Origin of the sequence: Staphylococcus sp. AS1337 (genome assembly GCF_051408735.1) — a bacterium.
GTDB classification, from domain to species: domain Bacteria; phylum Bacillota; class Bacilli; order Staphylococcales; family Staphylococcaceae; genus Staphylococcus; species Staphylococcus xylosus_B.
Window position 1 is genome coordinate 68,462 of record NZ_JBOIHZ010000011.1, and the last position, 20,817, is coordinate 89,278.

18 protein-coding genes, 26 tRNA genes and 1 rRNA gene are annotated in these 20,817 nt (G+C 33.1%); 2 read left to right on the plus strand and 43 right to left on the minus strand.

Features of this window, described 5'->3' with window-relative positions:
• The first annotated feature begins 139 nt into the window (after positions 1-139).
• Positions 140-361, plus strand: coding sequence for a hypothetical protein (locus ACSUE0_RS13595; protein ID WP_436957739.1), 222 nt, complete (start codon positions 140-142; stop codon positions 359-361).
• 293 nt (positions 362-654) lie between these two features.
• Here ACSUE0_RS13595 and ACSUE0_RS13600 read toward each other — a convergent pair whose 3' ends face one another.
• The 6 genes from ACSUE0_RS13600 to ACSUE0_RS13625 all read right to left on the minus strand — a co-directional run bounded on the left by ACSUE0_RS13600 (position 655) and on the right by ACSUE0_RS13625 (position 7,055).
• The gene (locus ACSUE0_RS13600) at positions 655-1,443 is read right to left on the minus strand and encodes a sulfite exporter TauE/SafE family protein (protein ID WP_119615218.1); all 789 of its coding nucleotides are present in this window, start codon (positions 1,441-1,443) and stop codon (positions 655-657) included.
• Positions 1,444-1,477: 34 nt separating this feature from the next.
• Positions 1,478-2,392, minus strand: coding sequence for an LCP family protein (locus tag ACSUE0_RS13605; RefSeq protein WP_436957741.1), 915 nt, complete (start codon positions 2,390-2,392; stop codon positions 1,478-1,480).
• A 45-nt stretch (positions 2,393-2,437) separates the two neighbouring features.
• Positions 2,438-3,622, minus strand: coding sequence for an FtsW/RodA/SpoVE family cell cycle protein (locus tag ACSUE0_RS13610; RefSeq protein WP_436957743.1), 1,185 nt, complete (start codon positions 3,620-3,622; stop codon positions 2,438-2,440).
• 275 nt (positions 3,623-3,897) lie between these two features.
• A complete protein-coding gene (locus ACSUE0_RS13615) occupies positions 3,898-5,178 on the minus strand; it encodes a dicarboxylate/amino acid:cation symporter (RefSeq protein ID WP_107543210.1) in 1,281 nt (426 codons plus the stop codon).
• A 122-nt stretch (positions 5,179-5,300) separates the two neighbouring features.
• Positions 5,301-5,924, minus strand: a complete 624-nt coding sequence (locus ACSUE0_RS13620) for a response regulator (RefSeq protein ID WP_119614498.1) — start codon at positions 5,922-5,924, stop codon at positions 5,301-5,303.
• A 21-nt stretch (positions 5,925-5,945) separates the two neighbouring features.
• The gene (locus ACSUE0_RS13625; protein ID WP_119614499.1) at positions 5,946-7,055 is read right to left on the minus strand and encodes a GAF domain-containing sensor histidine kinase; all 1,110 of its coding nucleotides are present in this window, start codon (positions 7,053-7,055) and stop codon (positions 5,946-5,948) included.
• 190 nt (positions 7,056-7,245) lie between these two features.
• On the opposite strand from ACSUE0_RS13625, the gene ACSUE0_RS13630 reads away from it, so the two are divergent.
• Entirely contained in the window at positions 7,246-8,073 is an 828-nt protein-coding gene (locus ACSUE0_RS13630) for an RluA family pseudouridine synthase (RefSeq protein WP_436957746.1), read from the plus strand.
• Positions 8,074-8,479: 406 nt separating this feature from the next.
• On the opposite strand, the gene fumC is transcribed toward ACSUE0_RS13630, so the two are convergent.
• From fumC to rrf, 37 genes are all read right to left on the minus strand, one after another.
• Positions 8,480-9,865 (minus strand): class II fumarate hydratase, encoded by a 1,386-nt coding sequence (gene fumC / locus ACSUE0_RS13635; protein ID WP_119614501.1) that lies wholly within the window; start codon positions 9,863-9,865, stop codon positions 8,480-8,482.
• Between the two features lie 228 nt (positions 9,866-10,093).
• Complete coding sequence (locus ACSUE0_RS13640; RefSeq protein WP_119614502.1) at positions 10,094-10,504, minus strand: hypothetical protein; 411 nt, start codon at positions 10,502-10,504, stop codon at positions 10,094-10,096.
• Positions 10,505-10,909: 405 nt separating this feature from the next.
• On the minus strand, positions 10,910-11,095 hold the full coding sequence (locus ACSUE0_RS13645; protein ID WP_119614503.1) for an SAS053 family DNA gyrase inhibitor: 186 nt from the start codon (positions 11,093-11,095) through the stop codon (positions 10,910-10,912).
• 20 nt (positions 11,096-11,115) lie between these two features.
• On the minus strand, positions 11,116-11,715 hold the full coding sequence (locus ACSUE0_RS13650) for a glucosamine-6-phosphate isomerase (RefSeq protein ID WP_017723187.1): 600 nt from the start codon (positions 11,713-11,715) through the stop codon (positions 11,116-11,118).
• 182 nt (positions 11,716-11,897) lie between these two features.
• Positions 11,898-12,368 carry a tRNA (uridine(34)/cytosine(34)/5-carboxymethylaminomethyluridine(34)-2'-O)-methyltransferase TrmL gene (gene trmL, locus ACSUE0_RS13655; protein ID WP_029376880.1) on the minus strand — a complete coding sequence of 157 codons (471 nt, stop codon included), beginning with the start codon at positions 12,366-12,368 and terminating at the stop codon, positions 11,898-11,900.
• Between the two features lies 1 nt (position 12,369).
• A complete protein-coding gene (gene queG, locus ACSUE0_RS13660) occupies positions 12,370-13,500 on the minus strand; it encodes a tRNA epoxyqueuosine(34) reductase QueG (RefSeq protein WP_119614505.1) in 1,131 nt (376 codons plus the stop codon).
• 162 nt (positions 13,501-13,662) lie between these two features.
• The gene (locus ACSUE0_RS13665) at positions 13,663-14,385 is read right to left on the minus strand and encodes an amino acid ABC transporter ATP-binding protein (protein WP_119614506.1); all 723 of its coding nucleotides are present in this window, start codon (positions 14,383-14,385) and stop codon (positions 13,663-13,665) included.
• Positions 14,378-15,844 (minus strand): ABC transporter substrate-binding protein/permease, encoded by a 1,467-nt coding sequence (locus ACSUE0_RS13670; protein ID WP_436957750.1) that lies wholly within the window; start codon positions 15,842-15,844, stop codon positions 14,378-14,380. Before ACSUE0_RS13670 ends, ACSUE0_RS13665 begins: the two co-directional genes overlap by 8 nt.
• A gap of 283 nt (positions 15,845-16,127) precedes the next feature.
• Positions 16,128-17,195, minus strand: coding sequence for a PTS transporter subunit IIC (locus ACSUE0_RS13675; protein WP_119614508.1), 1,068 nt, complete (start codon positions 17,193-17,195; stop codon positions 16,128-16,130).
• 205 nt (positions 17,196-17,400) lie between these two features.
• A tRNA-Leu gene (locus tag ACSUE0_RS13680) sits at positions 17,401-17,483 on the minus strand.
• Positions 17,484-17,802: 319 nt separating this feature from the next.
• Complete coding sequence (gene panD, locus ACSUE0_RS13685; protein ID WP_436957752.1) at positions 17,803-18,189, minus strand: aspartate 1-decarboxylase; 387 nt, start codon at positions 18,187-18,189, stop codon at positions 17,803-17,805.
• A 190-nt stretch (positions 18,190-18,379) separates the two neighbouring features.
• Positions 18,380-18,454: transfer RNA gene (locus ACSUE0_RS13690), tRNA-Gly, on the minus strand.
• Positions 18,455-18,559: 105 nt separating this feature from the next.
• A tRNA-Gly gene (locus ACSUE0_RS13695) sits at positions 18,560-18,634 on the minus strand.
• 15 nt (positions 18,635-18,649) lie between these two features.
• Positions 18,650-18,724 (minus strand) — tRNA-Gly (locus ACSUE0_RS13700).
• A 10-nt stretch (positions 18,725-18,734) separates the two neighbouring features.
• Positions 18,735-18,805 (minus strand) — tRNA-Cys (locus ACSUE0_RS13705).
• 9 nt (positions 18,806-18,814) lie between these two features.
• A tRNA-Gln gene (locus ACSUE0_RS13710) sits at positions 18,815-18,886 on the minus strand.
• Between the two features lie 11 nt (positions 18,887-18,897).
• Positions 18,898-18,970, minus strand: a tRNA-His gene (locus tag ACSUE0_RS13715).
• Positions 18,971-18,972: 2 nt separating this feature from the next.
• Positions 18,973-19,046, minus strand: a tRNA-Trp gene (locus ACSUE0_RS13720).
• Between the two features lie 17 nt (positions 19,047-19,063).
• A tRNA-Tyr gene (locus tag ACSUE0_RS13725) sits at positions 19,064-19,147 on the minus strand.
• 6 nt (positions 19,148-19,153) lie between these two features.
• Positions 19,154-19,229, minus strand: a tRNA-Thr gene (locus ACSUE0_RS13730).
• 10 nt (positions 19,230-19,239) lie between these two features.
• Positions 19,240-19,312 (minus strand) — tRNA-Phe (locus ACSUE0_RS13735).
• Positions 19,313-19,322: 10 nt separating this feature from the next.
• Positions 19,323-19,398, minus strand: a tRNA-Asp gene (locus tag ACSUE0_RS13740).
• An 8-nt stretch (positions 19,399-19,406) separates the two neighbouring features.
• Positions 19,407-19,480 (minus strand) — tRNA-Met (locus ACSUE0_RS13745).
• Between the two features lie 13 nt (positions 19,481-19,493).
• A tRNA-Ser gene (locus ACSUE0_RS13750) sits at positions 19,494-19,586 on the minus strand.
• Positions 19,587-19,630: 44 nt separating this feature from the next.
• Positions 19,631-19,723 (minus strand) — tRNA-Ser (locus ACSUE0_RS13755).
• Positions 19,724-19,732: 9 nt separating this feature from the next.
• Positions 19,733-19,806 (minus strand) — tRNA-Ile (locus ACSUE0_RS13760).
• 27 nt (positions 19,807-19,833) lie between these two features.
• Positions 19,834-19,907 (minus strand) — tRNA-Met (locus ACSUE0_RS13765).
• Between the two features lie 27 nt (positions 19,908-19,934).
• Positions 19,935-20,010: transfer RNA gene (locus ACSUE0_RS13770), tRNA-Ala, on the minus strand.
• An 18-nt stretch (positions 20,011-20,028) separates the two neighbouring features.
• A tRNA-Pro gene (locus ACSUE0_RS13775) sits at positions 20,029-20,102 on the minus strand.
• An 8-nt stretch (positions 20,103-20,110) separates the two neighbouring features.
• Positions 20,111-20,184: transfer RNA gene (locus ACSUE0_RS13780), tRNA-Arg, on the minus strand.
• 17 nt (positions 20,185-20,201) lie between these two features.
• Positions 20,202-20,287, minus strand: a tRNA-Leu gene (locus ACSUE0_RS13785).
• Positions 20,288-20,295: 8 nt separating this feature from the next.
• Positions 20,296-20,370, minus strand: a tRNA-Gly gene (locus ACSUE0_RS13790).
• A 3-nt stretch (positions 20,371-20,373) separates the two neighbouring features.
• Positions 20,374-20,455: transfer RNA gene (locus tag ACSUE0_RS13795), tRNA-Leu, on the minus strand.
• Positions 20,456-20,468: 13 nt separating this feature from the next.
• Positions 20,469-20,544: transfer RNA gene (locus tag ACSUE0_RS13800), tRNA-Lys, on the minus strand.
• 7 nt (positions 20,545-20,551) lie between these two features.
• Positions 20,552-20,627, minus strand: a tRNA-Thr gene (locus tag ACSUE0_RS13805).
• Positions 20,628-20,643: 16 nt separating this feature from the next.
• Positions 20,644-20,719 (minus strand) — tRNA-Val (locus tag ACSUE0_RS13810).
• 9 nt (positions 20,720-20,728) lie between these two features.
• Positions 20,729-20,817: ribosomal RNA gene (rrf, locus tag ACSUE0_RS13815) — 5S ribosomal RNA — on the minus strand; the annotation flags it as partial.

Here is a 20,817-nt window from a genome sequence, read left to right on the forward strand (position 1 = left end):
GTGAAACTCTCATTATTTTTAACTCAGTAATTAATACTTGGAGGAATAAGTTATAAATATAGATATTAATAATTCGGTATGTACTATTCAAGCTACATTGAAATATTCACTTTCACAATCAATTGCTGGAGATTTGATTTTGCTCAGCGATCGCATATATTTTAGAACTAGTGATGGTGCAAAACCACCAAATTTTAAAGATGAATTACTATTTTCAGACATTAAAAACATAAAAATGGGTTTAACATTAACCGGTTATAGGATAGTTATTATTGACACAGACGGCGAACTATGGATTTTTAATTCTATAAATCGTAAAAAAGGCAAACAATTTATAGAACTTTATAATGAAGTTCAATAGTTTAAAAATTTAGCGCAAAGAGCCAATATGAATTAATCATTTTACTAATGTTTACTGTTTAAAAAACAAGCCTAAAACATTAACATGTCTTAGGCTTATATTCTGTAAAAATTATAATAGTGTTTTAAGCATATTAAAAATACACTTACCAATTTTTTCTTTTCTATTAAGTTGTTAAAAGCTGGCTAGAATTCAAAAAGCGCTTAAAAAATACTTTTTCAATTCTAGTCAACTATGTAATAAGCAAGCGATAATTCTTAATTATCCACATTTTTTTACTCATACTTTTAAATTTATAATTCAATAAATCCTTTGATAATCAAATATATACTCAAACAAATCAAAACGAATTTAAGTAAGTTTGATAACTTTGCAGAATTAATTGATCTATTTATTTTCACACCACATTTTGTGCCTACATAACTGGCAATGATTAATATCAATCCATAACCCCAAATAACATGTCCCTGAATCACATGTCCTACTGAACTTGCTAAACTTGAAGTAAAAATAATAATCATACTTGTTGCCACAGCTACATGCGGCGTAAAGTTGAAAACAATAATCATTAATGGTGTCATTAACACACCGCCACCAATTCCAAACAAACCAGCACTGATACCTACAAAAAATGCAAAAATAATTCCTAATGTTAAATTCACATTTTTTTCTGTAGTACTGTCCTTTTTAGATGCTAAGTAGTCTTTTACAAAAAGTAAAATTGAAATTAAAAATAAAAATATACCAAATATAATATTAAAGTATATATCATTCAGAAATTGACTTAGGTAAGCACCTAATAACGATCCCGGAATAATACCAATAGAAAATAAAATACCATTTCTAAAATCAATTGTATCTTTACCTTTACCTCGGTAAGCAATTATTGAAAATAAACCTGTAAAAACAAGCGTCACAGATGAAATACCAATTGCAGTTTGCGTTGTAATACCACTTAATAAATCAAAATTTGCACCTATAAAAACCAGCGTTGGTACAATAATAATACCCCCACCAACACCGATCAAAGAACCTATAATAGAAGAAACGAGTCCTATTATAAGCAATATAATAATTGTCATTGCTTTACACCTCTCAACATTCAAACCCTATATTCTATTTTAAATTATTCTTATATTCGTTTATTTTAACATTTTTATCTTCTTCATTTGGTTCAAAATACCAAACTCCATCAGATTCTATTAAATTTTCACCATCGATAGATTCTTTATCAATAGATTCTGTAGCATCCTTATAATTTGAATATAAAGATTTTAAATCTCCAACATTCAGGTCAGTTTTAACATTTTCTTCACTAACTTTAAGTATTTTGTTTAACTTAAATAAATTGGAAGATCCATTTGCTTTTTTAGATAGTGCATCAATTACTTGACGTTGTCTTTCAGTACGACCTTCGTCACCACCTGCACCTTCTTCTTTACGACTACGCACATAATTTAGTGCTTTATCACCATCTAATTTTACTTTTTGTCCTTCTTTAAAATTAGAACCATTATAACTAAATGTAGCATTGCTTGTTACAGTTACACCATCAAAAATGTCGATCATCTTTTTGAAACCATCCATGTCTAAAGTAACATAAGCATCTACCGGTACATCTAAATTTTGTCTAAGTGTCTCCATTGCTGTCTTTGGACCACCATATGCGTAAGCATGTGCAATCTTTTGATTGCCAGCGACATCAGGGATATTACTATTCATATCACGAGGTATAGAAATGAGTTTTGTTTTATTCTTTTCGGGATTTATTGATGCAATTAATAGTGTATCTGTACGTTGTCCCATATTTTCCTCAGCGCGTTTCACATCTGAATCCACCCCAAATATTGCGATAGATATTGGTTTATTGTTTTTTATTTTTTCTTGTGTTGCTTTCGTTGCTTCATCTGTTCCGTTTGAATCATGTATTGCTTGATTCAAATGAAATAACTTATATGCAAAAAATCCGATTATTATAAGTATTAACAGTAAAATAATCGCTACAATTTTGCCTCTTTTCGATAATTTCAAATTACTTTTTCCTTTCCACTTGTTATTCAATTGTTTTTTTATGTATTATTCATATACTTTTGTCTCTTTTTTAATTTCTCGGATAACTGCCAATAAAATACCCAATGCTATGCTGATACTTAACATGGATGACCCACCATAGCTTAACAATGGAAGTGTTACACCAGTTAATGGTATCAAGCCAGATACACCGCCTATATTTACAAATACTTGCATAAATAAATAGCTCACTACACCTACGCAAATTAATTTATAAAAGTGGTTACGAGTTTTGTTTGCATAAATAAATCCTTTTAAAATAATAAAGCCATACATTAGTAGTATAAGTAATACACCTATGAGTCCTAATTCTTCTGAAATAACAGTAAATATAAAGTCTGTATGTGGTTCTGGTAAATAGCCTAATTTCAAGATACCATTACCTAGACCACGACCGAACACCCCACCGTTACTTATTGAAACTAATGCATTTGTCAGTTGATATCCATCACTATTTTCATATTTAAATGGATTCAATACTACTTTAATTCGCTTCATTCTGTATAGATTTTTCGAATCAAAAACTAAAGTATAAAAGATATATAGTACTACAGGAATTGAAGTAATTGTTAAAATTTGGATTTTTATTTTATTTTTGATATCCGAATACATTAAGATAGCTACAATAATTGCAACTGTTAATAATGTGCCTCCGAGATCTCCTTGCATTAGAACTAGAACTAATCCCACACCTAATATGCCTAATGGTGGAACAATATTCTTCAACTTATAATCTTTATTGTTAGTTAATTTTTTATCTAAAATAAATGAAAGATAAAAAATAGCAACTAATTTTAAAAACTCAGAGGATTGTAAACTAAACAATCCAAGATTAATCCAGTTTCTAGAACCATTTACATCTTTACCAATCAGTAATGTCAGGATTAATAATGCAAATGTCCCTACTATTAGAAATTTTTGAGTGCTGACATTTCTTAGAATTTTAATATTAAAGTACATACTAATAAATAAGATTATACAAACGCTTAAAATGAAAAAGATAAATTGTCTTTTCATGAAATAATTAGCTTCTATGGGGGTTCCATTTGTTAAACTCCCTTTAGAAGCCGGAACCATACTTGCGCTGTATACCATTATGACACCGATGACGCTTAGAATTATAAAACTAATTATAATACCAATATCTAAATGTTTTAATCGCTTTTTAAAGCTTCTCAATATATTTAACATTACCTTTACCCTTTCTTAATACTATGTTTACAATTGTTGCACAAAGGTACTGTTATGGCAATATTTTTTAGGTAGTCCTAAAGTCTTATTTTTAATTTTAAAAATATTTTTAACGACAACTTAAAACATATAATTTGTTTTTATAGAATAATTTATAAAAACAGTTAACCAATAACATATTTACTTTTACAACTATTGATTTTAATTAAAAAAAGAGGACAGAACATTATAATAATGTTTCGTCCTCTTAAATTATCATTCTAAACTATTTAAAATTATTCATTCTTTGCGGCTAATTTTCTCTCTTCAGCTCTAGAAATAATTAATGCACATGCTGCATCACCAGTTATATTCACTGAAGTTCTTGTCATATCTAGCAATCTATCTATACCTAAGATTATACCGATTGCAGCTGGATCTAAGCCTACCGCGTTTAACACCATGGCTAACATAATTAAACCGACTCCTGGAACACCAGCAGTACCAATTGAAGCTACTACGGCAATTACCACTACCGTTATAATTTGGGCAAAAGATAGCGTAACACCTGAAATTTGTGCAATAAATATAGTCGCAACACCTTGCATTATTGCCGTACCATCCATATTAATAGTCGCCCCTAGTGGTTGTACGAATGAAGCAATTTCACGTCTAACTCCCATTTTTTTCGTACATTCCAAAGAAACTGGTAAAGTGGCTGTCGAGCTTGAGGCACTAAAACCTAATGTAATAGCAGGAATAAAGTCTTTAAAGAATTTCAATGGACTCGTTCTTCCCATAACCTTGACAGCAGTACCATAAACTACAAAGAAATGGATTGCCAAGGCTAACAATACAATAAAGAAGTACATCCCCAGTTGCTGGATTGCCCCAAATCCTGCTCCTGTAAATGCATGTGCCACCAATCCAAATGTTCCTATTGGAGCGAACACGCTCATTATCATAGTCACGATATACATTAATACTTCATTGGTTTGTTCTAAAAATTTATGTACCATCTGTGCTTTTGAACCGACCATAATAATACCAACGCCAATAAATATCGCAAATGTAATGATTTGCAACATATTTTCTTCAGTCATAGCTTGTAATGGATTTTTAGGAAACAAATTAATAAGCGTCTGATCAAAAGTTTGTTTTGCTGCCGAATCTTGAGCACTATTTTCTTTGTTTAGTGTTTGCTGATAACTTGATACATCATCACTATTTAAAAGTTCTGATTTACCTGCCCCAGGTTGTAATACTAATGCCAAAGTAATTCCAATAATAATTGCAATTGCTGTCGTAGTTAAAAAGAAAGAAATCGTCTTTAGTCCAATTCCTCCCAATAATTTCGGATCCCCTACACCGACTACTCCTAAAACAATGGATACAAATACTACAGGTACTACAAGCATAAAGATTAAATTCAAGAAAATTTGTCCGATAACATTAAATAGGTATTTATCAACGTTCTCGACAAAAGCTGAGCCCGCAAAAATATTAAATATAGAACCGATTGCAATACCTAGTATTAATGCTATGACAATCTTCAACGAAAGATTTTTTGTTTTCATAGCAACATCCCCTTTTGATTATTATCTTATATTATATAGTATTTTTATATATTTTAAAGTAATTTTTCAAAATACTGAAAAAATTGCCACTTCATAGTATATATTTAAATAAAATTCAGATTTTATATTAAGTTGTTCTGCATCGCGTAGATAGCTGCTTGTGTACGATCCGTTACTTGCAATTTATTAAAAATGTGGCTCACGTGTGTTTTAATCGTCTTTTCAGACACAAACAATGTTTCTGCAATTTCTTTATTAGTCTTACCTTTGGCCATTTCAGCTAAAACCTCTGCCTCACGTTTAGATAATTTATTTGTAAAATGTGGCTTTTTACTAACAGCTTCCATAACACTTTGAGCCTGTGGATGAATAATTTTTTCCCCATTTAACACGTTTTTTATTGTTTTAATTAATTGCTCTGGTTCAACATCTTTCATTTCATATCCATCTGCCCCTTGGTCAATAGCAGATATCACGTGTTCATCATCAACATAACTCGTTAAGACCAATATTTTTATTTGAGGATAATTATTTTTTAATATCTTTGTAATTTCAATGCCGTTCATTTCTGGCATTACTAAGTCTAGTAATACAATATCTGGTAAATCATTAGTTGTTAAGTATGCTAAAAATGATTTACCATCTGAAAATCCTCCAATGACTTCTAAATCATCTACTGTAGACAATAAAAATTCTAATCCTTGCCTTACAATGTGATGATCATCAACAAGCACAATTCGATTCATTTTAACCTTCCTTCCATCATATTATAACGGCACTTTTATATAAATTTGAGTTCCTTTATTTTCTTCAGATGTTATGTCTATATTAGCATTAATCGTTTTTGCTCGTTGTTTCATATTATTAATGCCATGAGAATTATTATAGTTTGATTGTCGCATATTAAAACCAATACCGTAATCTTTAATTTCTACATAAAAATAGTTTTGATTTTGCGCTAATTTTAAAGTAGTTTCTGTATCTTGAGCATGTTTTTTAGTATTATTCATAGCTTCCTGAATAATTCTATAGATATTTTCTTCAATAATACTTGGTAAACTAATTAAACCTTCTACACTAACTGATAAATTTAATTGTAATACGTCGCTATAATTTTGAATAGCCTTAACTAAACCTCGTTCTAATCCAACTGGTTTTAGTTGCCAAATTAATGCACGCATTTCATTTACTGCTTGTTGACTCGTTTCTTCAATTATATTAAAGGCTTTACGTGATACTTCTTCGTTAGAAATGCCTTGTGCAGCATGCGCGGTTAATTTTACAGAAAAAAGTAATTGATTTACTGAATCATGTAAATCACGCGCAAGCCGATTCCTTTCACTTATACGTGCTGCTTCTTTTTCTTGATCTGTTAATACAATTCGTTTTATTGCAGACCCTATCTGAAAAGCAACAGACTCTAATAATTCTAAATCCTCTTCACTATAACTTGTCTTGTATGGCGTTGCTACATTTAAAAGACCAAACAACTCATCTCCTGAGCGCAGCGGCACCGTGGCATGATGTGTAATGCCTTCTGTTTCCTCTTGAAATGCACGATTTGCAAGATTAATACGCGAACAATTTATAATATTTGATGCTTTTGTCAGTTTTTTATTTTGATATGCTTGCACACACCAGCAGGTACCTTCACACATATATTTACAATTTTGCTTTGATAATGCACCAGGTAAATCATAATGTGCAACTAATTCATGTTGTCCTGCATCATCTATAAAAAATATCCAACCCGTAGTAAATGTAGTGCCCTCAATTAAATATTCCAGTGCACCTTGAATCATATTATATGTTTCTGTCTCTTCATTTAAAAATTCAGCTATTTCTTTTAACAATGCAAGTCTCGTTGGTTTTTCCATTTAACCAGTCCATTTCTTTACAACTTTATATTTATTATACCTTCTCAGGTAATAATTTAAAAATCCTGATTTTTTGTTTGAATGTATGTTTTAATTACAAATGTAATTTTTAATCTACTGAAAGTATTTATCTAATATTTTTAAATCTATGTTTGTGGTATGATAATAGTTGATTATCAAGGAGGATATTATGAAATTTGAAATCCCTATTAAATACAATAATTTAACGTTAAGAGAAATTTTCCAACAATTGCATTTACCTAAAAAAGATTTGCATAATTTAAACATGTCCAAAGCAATTACAATTAACGGCGCAACCGCTTCATTAATGACAAGGGTTAACACAGGTGATAAAGTCTTTATTCCTACTCCAGATGAAGTAAGTAACTATTTACCTAGTTATCGTTTTGCACAAGTTTACTATGAAGATGATGATATCGCTATAGTCATGAAGCCAAAAGGCGTTAAAACACATCCAAATGATTTAAAAGAAAGCAATACTTTAATGAATCATGTTATTTATACAGTTAAAAGTGACTACGTTGAACCAATTCACCGCCTAGACCAAGAAACTGTTGGTTTATTAATCGTAGCGAAAAATCCATTGATGAAGAAAATATTAGATCGTATGTTAGAAGAAAATGAAATTGATCGTATCTATAAAGCTAATGTTCATAGTTTATTACCAATCAAACCCCAAACTATTGATATGCCGATTGGTAAAGATAAATTCCATTCTAACAAGCGTAGGGTATCACCAACTGGTCAATCAGCAACCACACATATTCTTGACTCAAAAATGGTTAAAGAAGATGTCTGTGAATTAGAATTGAAGTTAGATACAGGTCGTACTCACCAAATTCGTGTTCATTTAGCTGAAATTGGACATCCAGTTATAGGTGACCCATTATATGGAAACTCTACATTGAGGCAACTTCAATTAAATAGTTACAAAATTGAATTCATCCATCCACTGACACAAGAACAAATTTCTGTCAGTCTAGATGATAAAATCTAATTTATTAGCATAGTTTCGCTATTTACTCAAAGAAATAATTTTAAGTAATATTCATGTCACAGTCTTAATGGTAGCTTTCATACTATAACAAGTGTAAAAGATACCTTAATGTCTATTCTGCAAATTATATAGACACTTCAATAAAAAGTCACAGAGACTATACTTATATTGAGGTGTCTTTTTTATAGTCTATATTTATACTATTTACTCAAAGTTATAACTATTATTTCACCACTTATTTTTCTTATAGGTTATATTACGTATAAATTCAAAATTCTTAATATCATAAAAAGAAAACACACTGCCATTTAAATTGACAGTGTGTTTATTAGTAGAGAACATACCTTGTGATGTATGACAAGACATTATTTAATTGATAACAACAGTTGCTTTTTTTACGGTATATTTACTTCGGTTCAACCATATCTTCTGGTTTAATCCATTGCTCAAACTGTTCTTCTGTTACATAGCCTGATTGAATTGCAGATTCTTTTAAAGTTAGGCCTTCTTTGTGTGCTTTTTTAGCAATACTTGCTGCTTTCTCATAACCAATGTGTGGGTTTAAAGCAGTAACTAACATAAGCGATTGATTTAAGTAATTATCGATATTTTCAGGAATTGGTTCTATTCCGACAGCACAGTTACTATTAAATGTGTCCATACCATCTGCTAATAAATAAATAGATTGTAGTGTATTTAGTAATATAACAGGTTTGTATACATTTAATTCAAAGTTACCTTGTGAACTACCAATTCCTACTGCTGTATCATTCCCCATAACTTGGACAGCAACCATTGTTAACATTTCACATTGTGTGGGATTTACTTTACCTGGCATAATCGATGAACCTGGTTCATTTTCAGGTATTGAGATCTCTGCCAATCCTGCACGTGGGCCTGATGCTAACCATCTAACATCGTTAGCAATTTTCATTAAGTCTGTCGCAAGCGCTTTTAAAGAACCATGTAATTGTACTACCTCATCATGTGCAGTTAATGCATGGAATTTATTTTCAGAAGATACAAATGGATAACCTGTATTTTCTGCGATGAATTTAGCGACTTTGTCACCAAATTCAGGATGGGCATTAATACCTGTACCAACGGCAGTTCCACCTATTGCTAAATTTAAAATATGTGCTTTTGATTCAGTTAATAATGTTTCACATTTATCTAACATATAGCGCCAACCACTAATTTCTTGGCCTAAACGGATTGGGGTAGCATCTTGTAAATGTGTGCGCCCTATTTTAATAATATCGTTGTATTGTTCTTCTTTTTGTTTAAATGTGTCTCTTAAAGATTTTAATGCAGGCTCTAGTTTCGTTTCTACTTCATTGTATAATGCAACATGCATTGCTGTAGGGAACGTATCATTAGAACTTTGTGATTTATTAACATCATCATTAGGATGAATAGACTCATCGCTACCTTGCTCTTTTAAGTAAGTATTTGCCACAAAGCTGACAACTTCATTAACATTCATATTACTTTGCGTACCACTACCTGTTTGCCAAACTACTAAAGGAAAATGATCATCTAATTCTTTATTTAATACACGGTCACATGCATAAACAATTGCATCTTTCTTAGCATCCGATAATTTCCCTAATTCATGGTTAGCTAAAGCGGCACCTCTTTTTAATTGAGCAAATCCATAAACAACTTCAATTGGCATACGTTCTTTACCAACAGGGAAGTTACGTTTACTTCTTTCTGTTTGTGCACCCCAGTATTTGTCTGATGGTACTTCTATTTCACCGAATGTATCATGTTCAATTCTAACTGACATTTATAAATCTCCCCTTCATTAATCTTAGTTCGTTTTAAGTATAGCATTAATCATTTTAAACGGGCAATCGTATTATATAGCGTTTTCATAATAAATCTATTTTTCTCCAAAGCATAACGTTTATTGACTCTTTTTTCTATCACTTCAATAAATTGTTTCTTTTTATATAAAAAAGAAAACCTCGAATATTCCCGAGATTTTCTACTTAAAAATTATTAGTCATTATAGTTATTTTGTAATATTTACGTTTTTAAACTGTTCTTTAGCAGCTTGAATAATACCAATAGCAGTTAAAATTAACAGTATAGCCCCGATTGCCATCGTTACTGGACTTATAGTTATTAGAAAACCTAAAAAGCCGTCTAAATTACTATAAAAATTTCCTAACGGCTTAAACAATAAAACTGTTACGATCATACAACATAAAACGCTGATAATAATACCTGTTTGATTACCTTTAACAAATGTTGAAGCATTAACCTGATCTACAAGACCACGTGACAGATTTATCTGCAATTTAATAATTTTAAATAATACAGGTAAATAGATAGCACCAATTGCCATTGGGAAACCTTTAATTGATACTAAGTTAACAATTACTGCAACTATCATGATATATTTCCATTGCTTACTTAACATATATAAATCTCCTTAAATCAATAATGATTTAATCATACCATATTAACTTTTAACATGGCATTTCTTTTTGTAACTCGCACTATAATCTAATTTGCAATAAGTCCACAACAATATAGAACTGACCATCCTCATTCTATTTCTTCATCTATAAATACATATATTATCGTACGATTGCTATTATTAGCTAAAACATGTTATAAATTTTTTAATTGTAAAATAATATGTGACATATAAAAGGGAGTGGGACAGAAATCAAATTTTCTAATATAGATTTCGTAGTCCAACCCGGCAAGGGTGACTAGAATTGAAAAAAACTTAATATAATCGTATTTTCAATTCAGTCACCTACTGCCAAATTGAAAAAGAGCCTGAGACATCTATTTATGTCCCAGGCTCAGCTATTTATTAATCATTAAGATCAGAACGTACTTCAGCATCATGTGATTTATCTAATTTATCTTCATCATTTTCTTCTGAAATTTGTTCCATCTCTTTGCCTAATTCAACAACATCATCGTAATCGTCGACCATTTCATTCTCAGGTACTAAAAATTCGTTTTGTTGTTCATTTGAATTCTTATTTTTTGTCATTTGAATCACCTCACATTTGTTTATGCAAAACGTGCTGTGAAATAATGTCTAACATCCTCAGGTAAACCTTCTGCAGCCGCTTCATCTAAAATTACATTAACCATACGGTGAGCTTTTAAATCTGAAGGTTCAAAACTTGTTTTACCATTTTCTTCATAAAGTTTATGAACTACTTCTTTTTTCTCACTACCAGTAATGATTAAAATTACTTCACGTGCTGAGAAAAGGCCTTGATTGATACTTACGTCCAAATTACCTTTTGTATCAATAGAAAGTACTTGTGTCACTAATTTGCCTTTGTTTTCTTTAGTTTTAATCTTATCTTTAATAAATGACTCAGTATCTTCACTAAATGATACATTATATATTTGACCTTCTGGTACTCCTAACGCTTCAAAATAAGATTTCTTATCATCATAATCTAATATATTTATTTGACTGAAATCTACTGCATTTTTATCTACATTTTTCTTTAATTCATCCAATACAGGAGCATTGTCACTAGCAAGATGTACACCTGCGATAGTTGTTGGATTATTGTTAAATTGTTTTCTTAAAATATCTGCAGCATATTCAGCTACAACTTTTTCGTTTTCTAAAACTTTAAAGTTCATTGCCATAGTAATTACACTCCTCTTTTTCTATTAAGACGGTTCTAGCATTATTTTTATTAATACCCTATATAATGTTTCTATAAACCAGTACTTTATTAAACTAAGTGATGATTCGTCCAAATAGCCATTATAAGACTTATTATCATTATACAAAGCTTTTAGTATATTTTCATTCATTTAGGTAAGTATTAATGCAACTCTGGAAAATTCTGTTGTCTCAAGGCTTCATAAATTAGTAAAGAAGCAGTGTTTGAAAGGTTCAGAGATCTAATATTATCATTCATAGGTATACGAAGTGCAGTATCTGCATATTTCTCTTTTACCCAGTCGGGTAAGCCTGTTGTTTCTCGACCAAATATGAAAAAGTGGTCATGCTCAGTATTTGTAAAATCAAAGTCCGAATATGTTTTTTCTCCAAATTTTGTTAACAAATAATATGTTCCTTCAGTGGCTTCAAAAAATTCTTCTATACTTTCATGATACATGATGTTTACAGTTTCCCAATAATCTAGTCCTGCACGTTTTAACATTTTATCATCTGTACTAAATCCTAATGGTTTAATTAAATGTAAATTGGTATATGTTCCTGCACAAGTTCTTGCAATACTACCGGTGTTGCCTGGTATTTGCGGTTGAAATAATACGATATGGTTTGTCATGCTATTGTTCTCTCCTCGTTTCTAATCCTTTTAACATTTCTTGTTGAACTTCTTCTAGTTCATTTTGGTATTGTTGTTCAATAAAACTTCTAGCATCTTCGCCCTGTATTTGTCCAATTGCCCAATACGCAGTACCTCTAATCATTGGACGAGGATCATTTAATGCTACATATTGTAAGTCTGGAATAGCACTCTCTTCTTTAAAATGTGCTAATGCTACTATCGCATTACGTTGGATTGGCTTTTTACCTCTCCAAGCACCTGCTAAATGACCATACGTATTTTTAAATTCTTTATTACTCATTTTTAGTAATGGTACTAATCTTGGTTTTAAAATTTCAGGTTCTAAGACAATATCTTCATGCTGGGTGTTAATACCTTTATTTCTTGGACACACTTGCTGACAAGTATCACATCCGTATAGCCTATTACCTATTTTATAACGATATTCATCTGCTAAATATCCTTTTGTTTGAGTTAAAAAGCTAATACATTTTTGACTATTTAACTGGCCATCTCCAACTAGTGCACCAGTCGGACAACGGTCAACACAAATGGTACAATCTCCACAACTATCCAGTAATGGGTCATCTGGTGGAAAAGGCACACTTACAAGCATTTCTCCTAAATATGTCCAAGTTCCTAGCTCAGGGTTGATTACAAAGCCATTTCTACCAACATAGCCTAAACCAGCACGCTCTGCCACAGCTCTATCTGACAATGCTCCTGTATCTACCATTGACTGGATTTCAACACCATCTACTCTATCTCTCAAGTAGTCGGCTAGTTTATCCAAGCGTTTTCTCATAATAGAGTGATAATCTTGCCCCCATGAAGCACGAGCAAACATACCTCTTCTATCTCCTCTAGTACTTTTAGGTGCGCCCTTTAATTTATTGGGATAACCTACCGCAATCGCTATAATGGAACGTGCAGTTGGTAATGTTAATTTCGGTTCAGTCCTCAACTCTATATCTGATTCTTCAAAACCTGATGCATAACCTTTAGCATGATAGTCAACTAATTTTTTTTTCATTTCATCAAATGGATCAGCAGTGGTAAAACCGATACTATCAATACCTATCGTATGTGCATAGTCAATTACATCTTGTTTTAATTGATTTAAATCCATTTATTCTTACACCCCACATTAAAAACATACATCCTACAGTTTAACACATTATTTCGTGTTAAGAGTATGCGCAAATTCAATTTTTATTATCAAAAATAAAAACCAAGCAAATAAGTAATTGTATTGTCATAATTACTTAATCTACCTGGCTTTAACAAAAATTTATAATACTCTACTTAAGAAGTTTTTAGTTCTTTCATGTTGTTGCTGGTCAAATATTTCTTCCGGAGTACCTGATTCAACGATAACACCATCTGCCATAAATACTACTTTATCACTCACATCTCTAGCAAAATTCATTTCATGAGTTACAACAACCATTGTCATACCTTCTTTTGCAAGATCTTTCATAACTTTCAAAACATCACCAACCACTTCTGGGTCTAATGCTGAAGTAGGTTCGTCAAAAAGTAAAACTTCTGGATTCATAGCTAATGCTCTAGCAATAGCAACCCTCTGTTTTTGTCCACCTGACAATTGTGAAGGATATGCATCAGCTTTATCACTTAATCCTACTTTATCTAGTAATTCCTGAGCTTGTTCCATTAAATTACTTTGCTTGTCTTTTTTTAATAAACTTGGGGCTAAAATTATATTATCTATTACTTTTTTATGTGGGAATAAGTTGAAGTTTTGAAATACCATCCCCATTTGTTGACGTAATTTTTCTAACTCTGTATTTTTACTCGTTAAGCTATGATCTTTAAATATAACCTCACCACTTGTAGGTGTTTCTAATAAATTCATGCAACGCAGCAATGTACTTTTTCCACTACCTGAAGGTCCAATGATAGCTACAACTTCTCCCTGATTCACTGACATATCAATACCTTTTAAAACTTCATTTTTACCAAAAGTTTTATATAAATTTTTAATATTAATCACTAACTTTCATTCTCCCTTCAAAGAAATACATCACTCTAGATAGTGTGAATGTAAGTATAAAGTATAAGACTGCTGCCACTAATAATGGTGTGAATGGATCAAATGAAGCACCTTGTACTACTTGAGCGTTAAACATGATTTCACTTACACCTATTACAGAAACAATTGATGATTCTTTAATTACAGTTACAAATTCATTACCTAACGCTGGTAATATCTTTTTAATCGCTTGAGGTAATATAACTGTTTTCATAGTTTGGCCGTAAGTAAGCCCTAAACTACGTGCAGCTTCCGTTTGTCCTTTATCTACCGCGTTAATTCCTGCTCTTATTATTTCAGCAATATAAGCAGAACAGTTAATTACAAGCGCAATCATACCGCAAATTAAAGCTGAAATATCTAAACCAAGCATCGCTGTGGTACCAAAATAAACTAAAAATACTTGTACTAACAATGGAGTACCTCTTAAAAATTCAATATAAGCTGAAGCTATCCATCTAAGTACTTTTATCTTACTAAGTTTTATTAATGCTATAATAGCTCCAAAAACAGTCCCTAATAACACTCCCACAATTGAAATTAAAATAGTGTTTTGAATACCTTTTAAGAAAAAGTTACCATACTTGCTAAAGAAGTTACCATCATCTTTCTTCATTGCTTCTGCAGCTGAATCTTTATAATCTGCAATTAAGTTTTTATCCTTAACTTCTTTAATACTAGAATTTAATTTTTCCATTAATTTAGGGGCGTTTTTTGGTGCAGCAATTGCAGTACTTTTAGTTCCTTCATTAAATTTCACTCCATCAGCAAAAGTTAAATCTTTATTTTGTTTTAAATAGGCTTCTGCCACTGGGCCTTCAATGACCATGCCACTAACTTTTCCACTTTTTAATGACATGATTACTTCTGGAACTCTAGTCAGTGATTGAATTTGAGCATTTTCAATATCTGATTGGGCGATTTTTTCCTGTTGCGTTTGTTTTTGAACCCCTATTTTTTTATTAGTAAAATCATCAATAGATTTTAATTTATCAGCATCAGATTTTTTTATAATCATTTTTTGCTGAACCGTCATATAAGGATTAGAAAAGTCTACTTCCTTTTTACGTTCTGGTGTAGGTGTCATACCAGAAATAATCAAATCTACTTTCCCGGTTTTAATAGCTCCCAATAAACTATCAAATTGCATATTTACAATCTTTAGTTTTAAATCATTGTCCTTTGCCACTTTTTTAGCTAATTCAATATCTATTCCCGCGTATTCGGTTTTACCATTAACATTATGTTCGAATTCATAAGGTGCATAATCCGCGGACAAACCGACTCTTAACTCACCCCGCTCTTTTATTTTTTCCCATTGATCATCTTGTGCTTGTGCATGAGCTGTAGGGTTTATGTAACTTATTATGGCACTAAAAATAATTATAAATGCCATAAAGCTTTTTAATATGTGTTTCATTTTCGTATCCCCTCTCTATAATATCAATCATTATACACAATACCGTAATATTATTCAATGAAGAAATTTAAATTTATTGTTTTATCGCATTTCCCTTAATAAAAATAAATTATTATGCAAAAATTATGAATAAAAAAGCGGCTAGAAATCAAAATTTTAGTAATGATTTCTAAAACCGCCCTATTAAGCACTTCAAAAAGTGATATAGCATATACTTATCTTTATTTTGATATATGCAAAATTTAAATTGTTTGTTGGTTTTAGTTTGTAACGTTTGTTACGCCTATTGTCTCGGAATTTCGAATCTATAAATTTCATCAGAATATTTACCAATGAATTTTTTACATAATTCATGTACAAAAAACGCTGATACAAAAGGTATGATAAAGTAAGCAAAAACAAGTAGAATAATGTTGGTCATTGGATCTCCATCCATACGATTAAATGCGTTTATTGGCCCTACAAGGCCTGTGTATCCAAATCCTGCAGACATAGGTGTGCCATGTATACCGATGAAATAAGCAATTAAACCGCCGATTATACCGTTTATAGTTAATGGAATTGCAATAATTAAATGTTTAAAATAAACCGGTATCATCATTTTTGCAGCACCGATTATTAGGACTAAATTCACCCCTGTACTATTAACTCTAATTGAACCAAATAAAAATGTTACACATGCAGCAACTATACCCATATTTGCTGCACCACTTCCTAATCCTGATAAACCTATGGCAGTTGCAATAGCTACAACAGATATTGGCGTTACCATTAATAATGAATAAGTAATACAAATTAATATCGACATTAACATTGGATTAAGTTCTGTAAACGAACTAACAACATGTCCTAAACCTTTAGTTACGTTTGATACGTAACTTAACGTATATAATCCAATAACGCCACTTATTACAGGTATTAACACTGGTAAAATAATCATTTCTAATGACCCTAGTTTATCGCGTAATAATAAATATAAAAAACATGCAACAATAACGACGAGAATGGTGTTTATAATATCACCGATACCATTTAACACAAATCCTCCGGCTGTAATCTTCACAGCGCCACTACCTAACATAGCAGAGACACCAACCATTGCAGCTCCTGCACCATTAAACTTAAATTGATGTGCTGCTAAAACTCCAATTATAAATGCCATAAATGACTGAATTAATACTACAAGTTGATATATTGATTCCAGTAATTGATTACCATCTTTAAAAAACTTTAATAACTCCCCTAATAATGCATTAGGTAATAAAGCAATTACTACTCCTGCACCAACGGCTTGTAAAATATTACTAAAAAATTGTTTTCCGCTTGATTCTGAACTCTTATATTTAACCATCAAATTATGTCCTCCAAATATAACATTAGACTAATAATATTACACATTGTATTAAACTACAATATTAACTTAAGCATAGTAATAATTAATTTTTAAGGTTCTATAAATATAGAGATTTACAAAAGAAACTTCTATTTAAACTTAAAAAAGTAAAAAAAAGAAACATCATTAAATGATGTTTCTAAAGTGTTAGTTATTTTATTAGTACCGGCGGTCGGGATCGAACCGACACTCCAAAAAGGAACGGGATTTTGAGTCCCGCGCGTCTGCCAATTCCGCCACGCCGGCTCAATAGCTCATAAGAGACTATTTATTAATCATCATTTATATCTGTAAATATTATACAACTTCTAAATGGCATAAATATATTATATTACTAACTACATTTGTCGTCAATAGATTTATTAAATAAACCTATAATTGCTAGGTTTAAGTACAATTATTTAAAATGTAAATTGTAAATTTTGTCACTATTCAACTTCAGAGCTTTAAGCATAATAACTTAGATAAATGCTAAAAATTAAGTAAAAGTTAAAATCTATAAAACATGAATTTCTTATATATAATTATATAGAGGAATTAAAAACGTCAAAGTAAAATATTAATGCTAATCAGTTATGGCTTCACTCTCAACTTCATGAATCATTTGTGTAATTTGATTATATTCATTCAAAACAGCAACTTTTGGAGCATGTGTAGAAAGCTCCTCTTCCTTCAGCTGAACATAAGTCATAATGATTACCACATCATCCACTTCAACTAATCTAGAGGCCGCACCATTCAAACAAACCTTACCACTACCTCGTTCACCTTCAATCACATATGTTTCAAACCTTGCCCCATTATTATTATTTACAATAGCTACTTTTTCATTAGGTAATATATCAACTGCTTCTAATAAATCTTTATCTATAGTAATACTACCTACATAGTTTAAATTTGATTCCGTAACTCTCGCTCTATGAATTTTTCCATTCATCATTGTTCTAATCATTATATACAGTCTCCTACCACAAAATATTTATAATAATGTATGTTGCTTAAATTAATAGTACAAAACACTATTATGATTATTCATATTACCATATTATATAGAAATTGCTACAAATATTGGAATTTAAAATAGGGATACATGTTAAGACAAAAAAAGATATAAAAAAAAACTTCCCATAAGGAAGAATAAATGGAGCGGAAGATAGGACTTACACCTATACCTCATTCCGGGAAGGAATGTGTTCTGAGAGTTGAACTACTCCCGCTTAATTATTAAATTATGGAGCGGAGGATAGGACTTACACCTATACCTCGTTCCGGGAAGGAACGTATTCTGAAAGTTGAAATACCCCCGCTTAATTACTAAATTATGGAGCGGAAGATAGGACTTACACCTATACCACGTTCCGGGAAGGAACGTATTCTGAAAGTTGAACTACTCCCGCTTAATTATTAAATTATGGAGCGGAAGATAGGACTTACACCTATACCACGTTCCGGGAAGGAACGTATTCTGAAAGTTGAACTACTCCCGCATTTTGATGAAGGCGGCAACCGGATTTGAACCGGTGATAAAGGTTTTGCAGACCTCTGCCTTACCACTTGGCTATGCCGCCAATAAAAAACTGGGCTAGCTGGATTCGAACCAGCGCGTGATGGAGTCAAAGTCCATTGCCTTACCGCTTGGCTATAGCCCATTAATATAAAGGGCGGATGATGGGAATCGAACCCACGAGTGTCGGAACCACAATCCGATGCGTTAACCACTTCGCCACAACCGCCATGGCAGGGGCAGTAGGAATCGAACCCACATCAAAGGTTTTGGAGACCTTTATTCTACCGTTGAAATATGCCCCTATTAAATTAAAAATAAATGGTGGAGGGGGGCAGATTCGAACTGCCGAACCCGAAGGAGCGGATTTACAGTCCGCCGCGTTTAGCCACTTCGCTACCCCTCCTAAGAATGGTGCCGGCCAGAGGACTTGAACCCCCAACCTACTGATTACAAGTCAGTTGCTCTACCAGTTGAGCTAGGCCGGCTTGCATAAAATGGTTCAGGACAGAATCGAACTGCCGACACATGGAGCTTCAATCCATTGCTCTACCAACTGAGCTACTGAACCATAATTAAAATGGCGGTCCCGATGGGATTCGAACCCACGATCTCCTGCGTGACAGGCAGGCGTGTTAACCGCTACACTACGGGACCTTTAAAAATTGCGGGAGGCGGATTTGAACCACCGACCTTCGGGTTATGAGCCCGACGAGCTACCGAACTGCTCCATCCCGCGATAATAATATTAATGGCGGAGGAAGAGGGATTCGAACCCCCGCGAGCCGTTAAGCTCCTGTCGGTTTTCAAGACCGATCCCTTCAGCCGGACTTGGGTATTCCTCCACAAATATTAGCTAAAATTAAATTATATTCAATTATGATAAAAATGGCGGAGGAAGAGGGATTCGAACCCCCGCGGGCCGTTAAGCCCCTGTCGGTTTTCAAGACCGATCCCTTCAGCCGGACTTGGGTATTCCTCCAAAATTATATGGACCTTGCAGGATTCGAACCTGCGACCGAACGGTTATGAGCCGTTAGCTCTGACCAACTGAGCTAAAGGTCCTAAATATAATTTACAACTAATAATTAGTGGCGGTGGAGGGGATCGAACCCCCGACCTCACGGGTATGAACCGTGCGCTCTAGCCAGCTGAGCTACACCGCCGTTGTATTTATGTTGTATTATTAAATATGGTGGAGACTAGCGGGATCGAACCGCTGACCTCCTGCGTGCAAAGCAGGCGCTCTCCCATCTGAGCTAAGCCCCCATATATATTTTAGGTTTATCGGGAAGACAGGATTCGAACCTGCGACCCCTTGGTCCCAAACCAAGTGCTCTACCAAGCTGAGCTACTTCCCGTAAATTAATGCGCCCAATAGGGGTCGAACCTATAACCTCTTGATTCGTAGTCAAGTACTCTATCCAGTTGAGCTATGGGCGCATAATTTTATAGGATTATGCCGAGGACCGGAATCGAACCGGTACGGTGATCTCTCACCGCAGGATTTTAAGTCCTGTGCGTCTGCCAGTTCCGCCACCCCGGCAAAAATAATGGAGCAGAAGACGGGATTCGAACCCGCGACCCCGACCTTGGCAAGGTCGTATTCTACCGCTGAACTACTTCTGCATATGCGGGTGAAGGGAGTCGAACCCCCACGCCGTAAGGCGCTAGATCCTAAGTCTAGTGCGTCTGCCAATTCCGCCACACCCGCGATATTAAAATAATGGTGAGCCATAGTGGGCTCGAACCACTGACCCTCTGATTAAAAGTCAGATGCTCTACCAACTGAGCTAATGGCTCTTTAAAATGGTGCCGGCCAGAGGACTTGAACCCCCAACCTACTGATTACAAGTCAGTTGCTCTACCAGTTGAGCTAGGCCGGCTATTAAAAGTAATAAATGGTGGAGGATGACGGGTTCGAACCGCCGACCCTCTGCTTGTAAGGCAGATGCTCTCCCAGCTGAGCTAATCCTCCATATAAGTTGCCTGGCAACGTCCTACTCTTGCGGAACGTAAGTCCGACTACCATCGGCGCTAAAGAGCTTAACTTCTGTGTTCGGCATGGGAACAGGT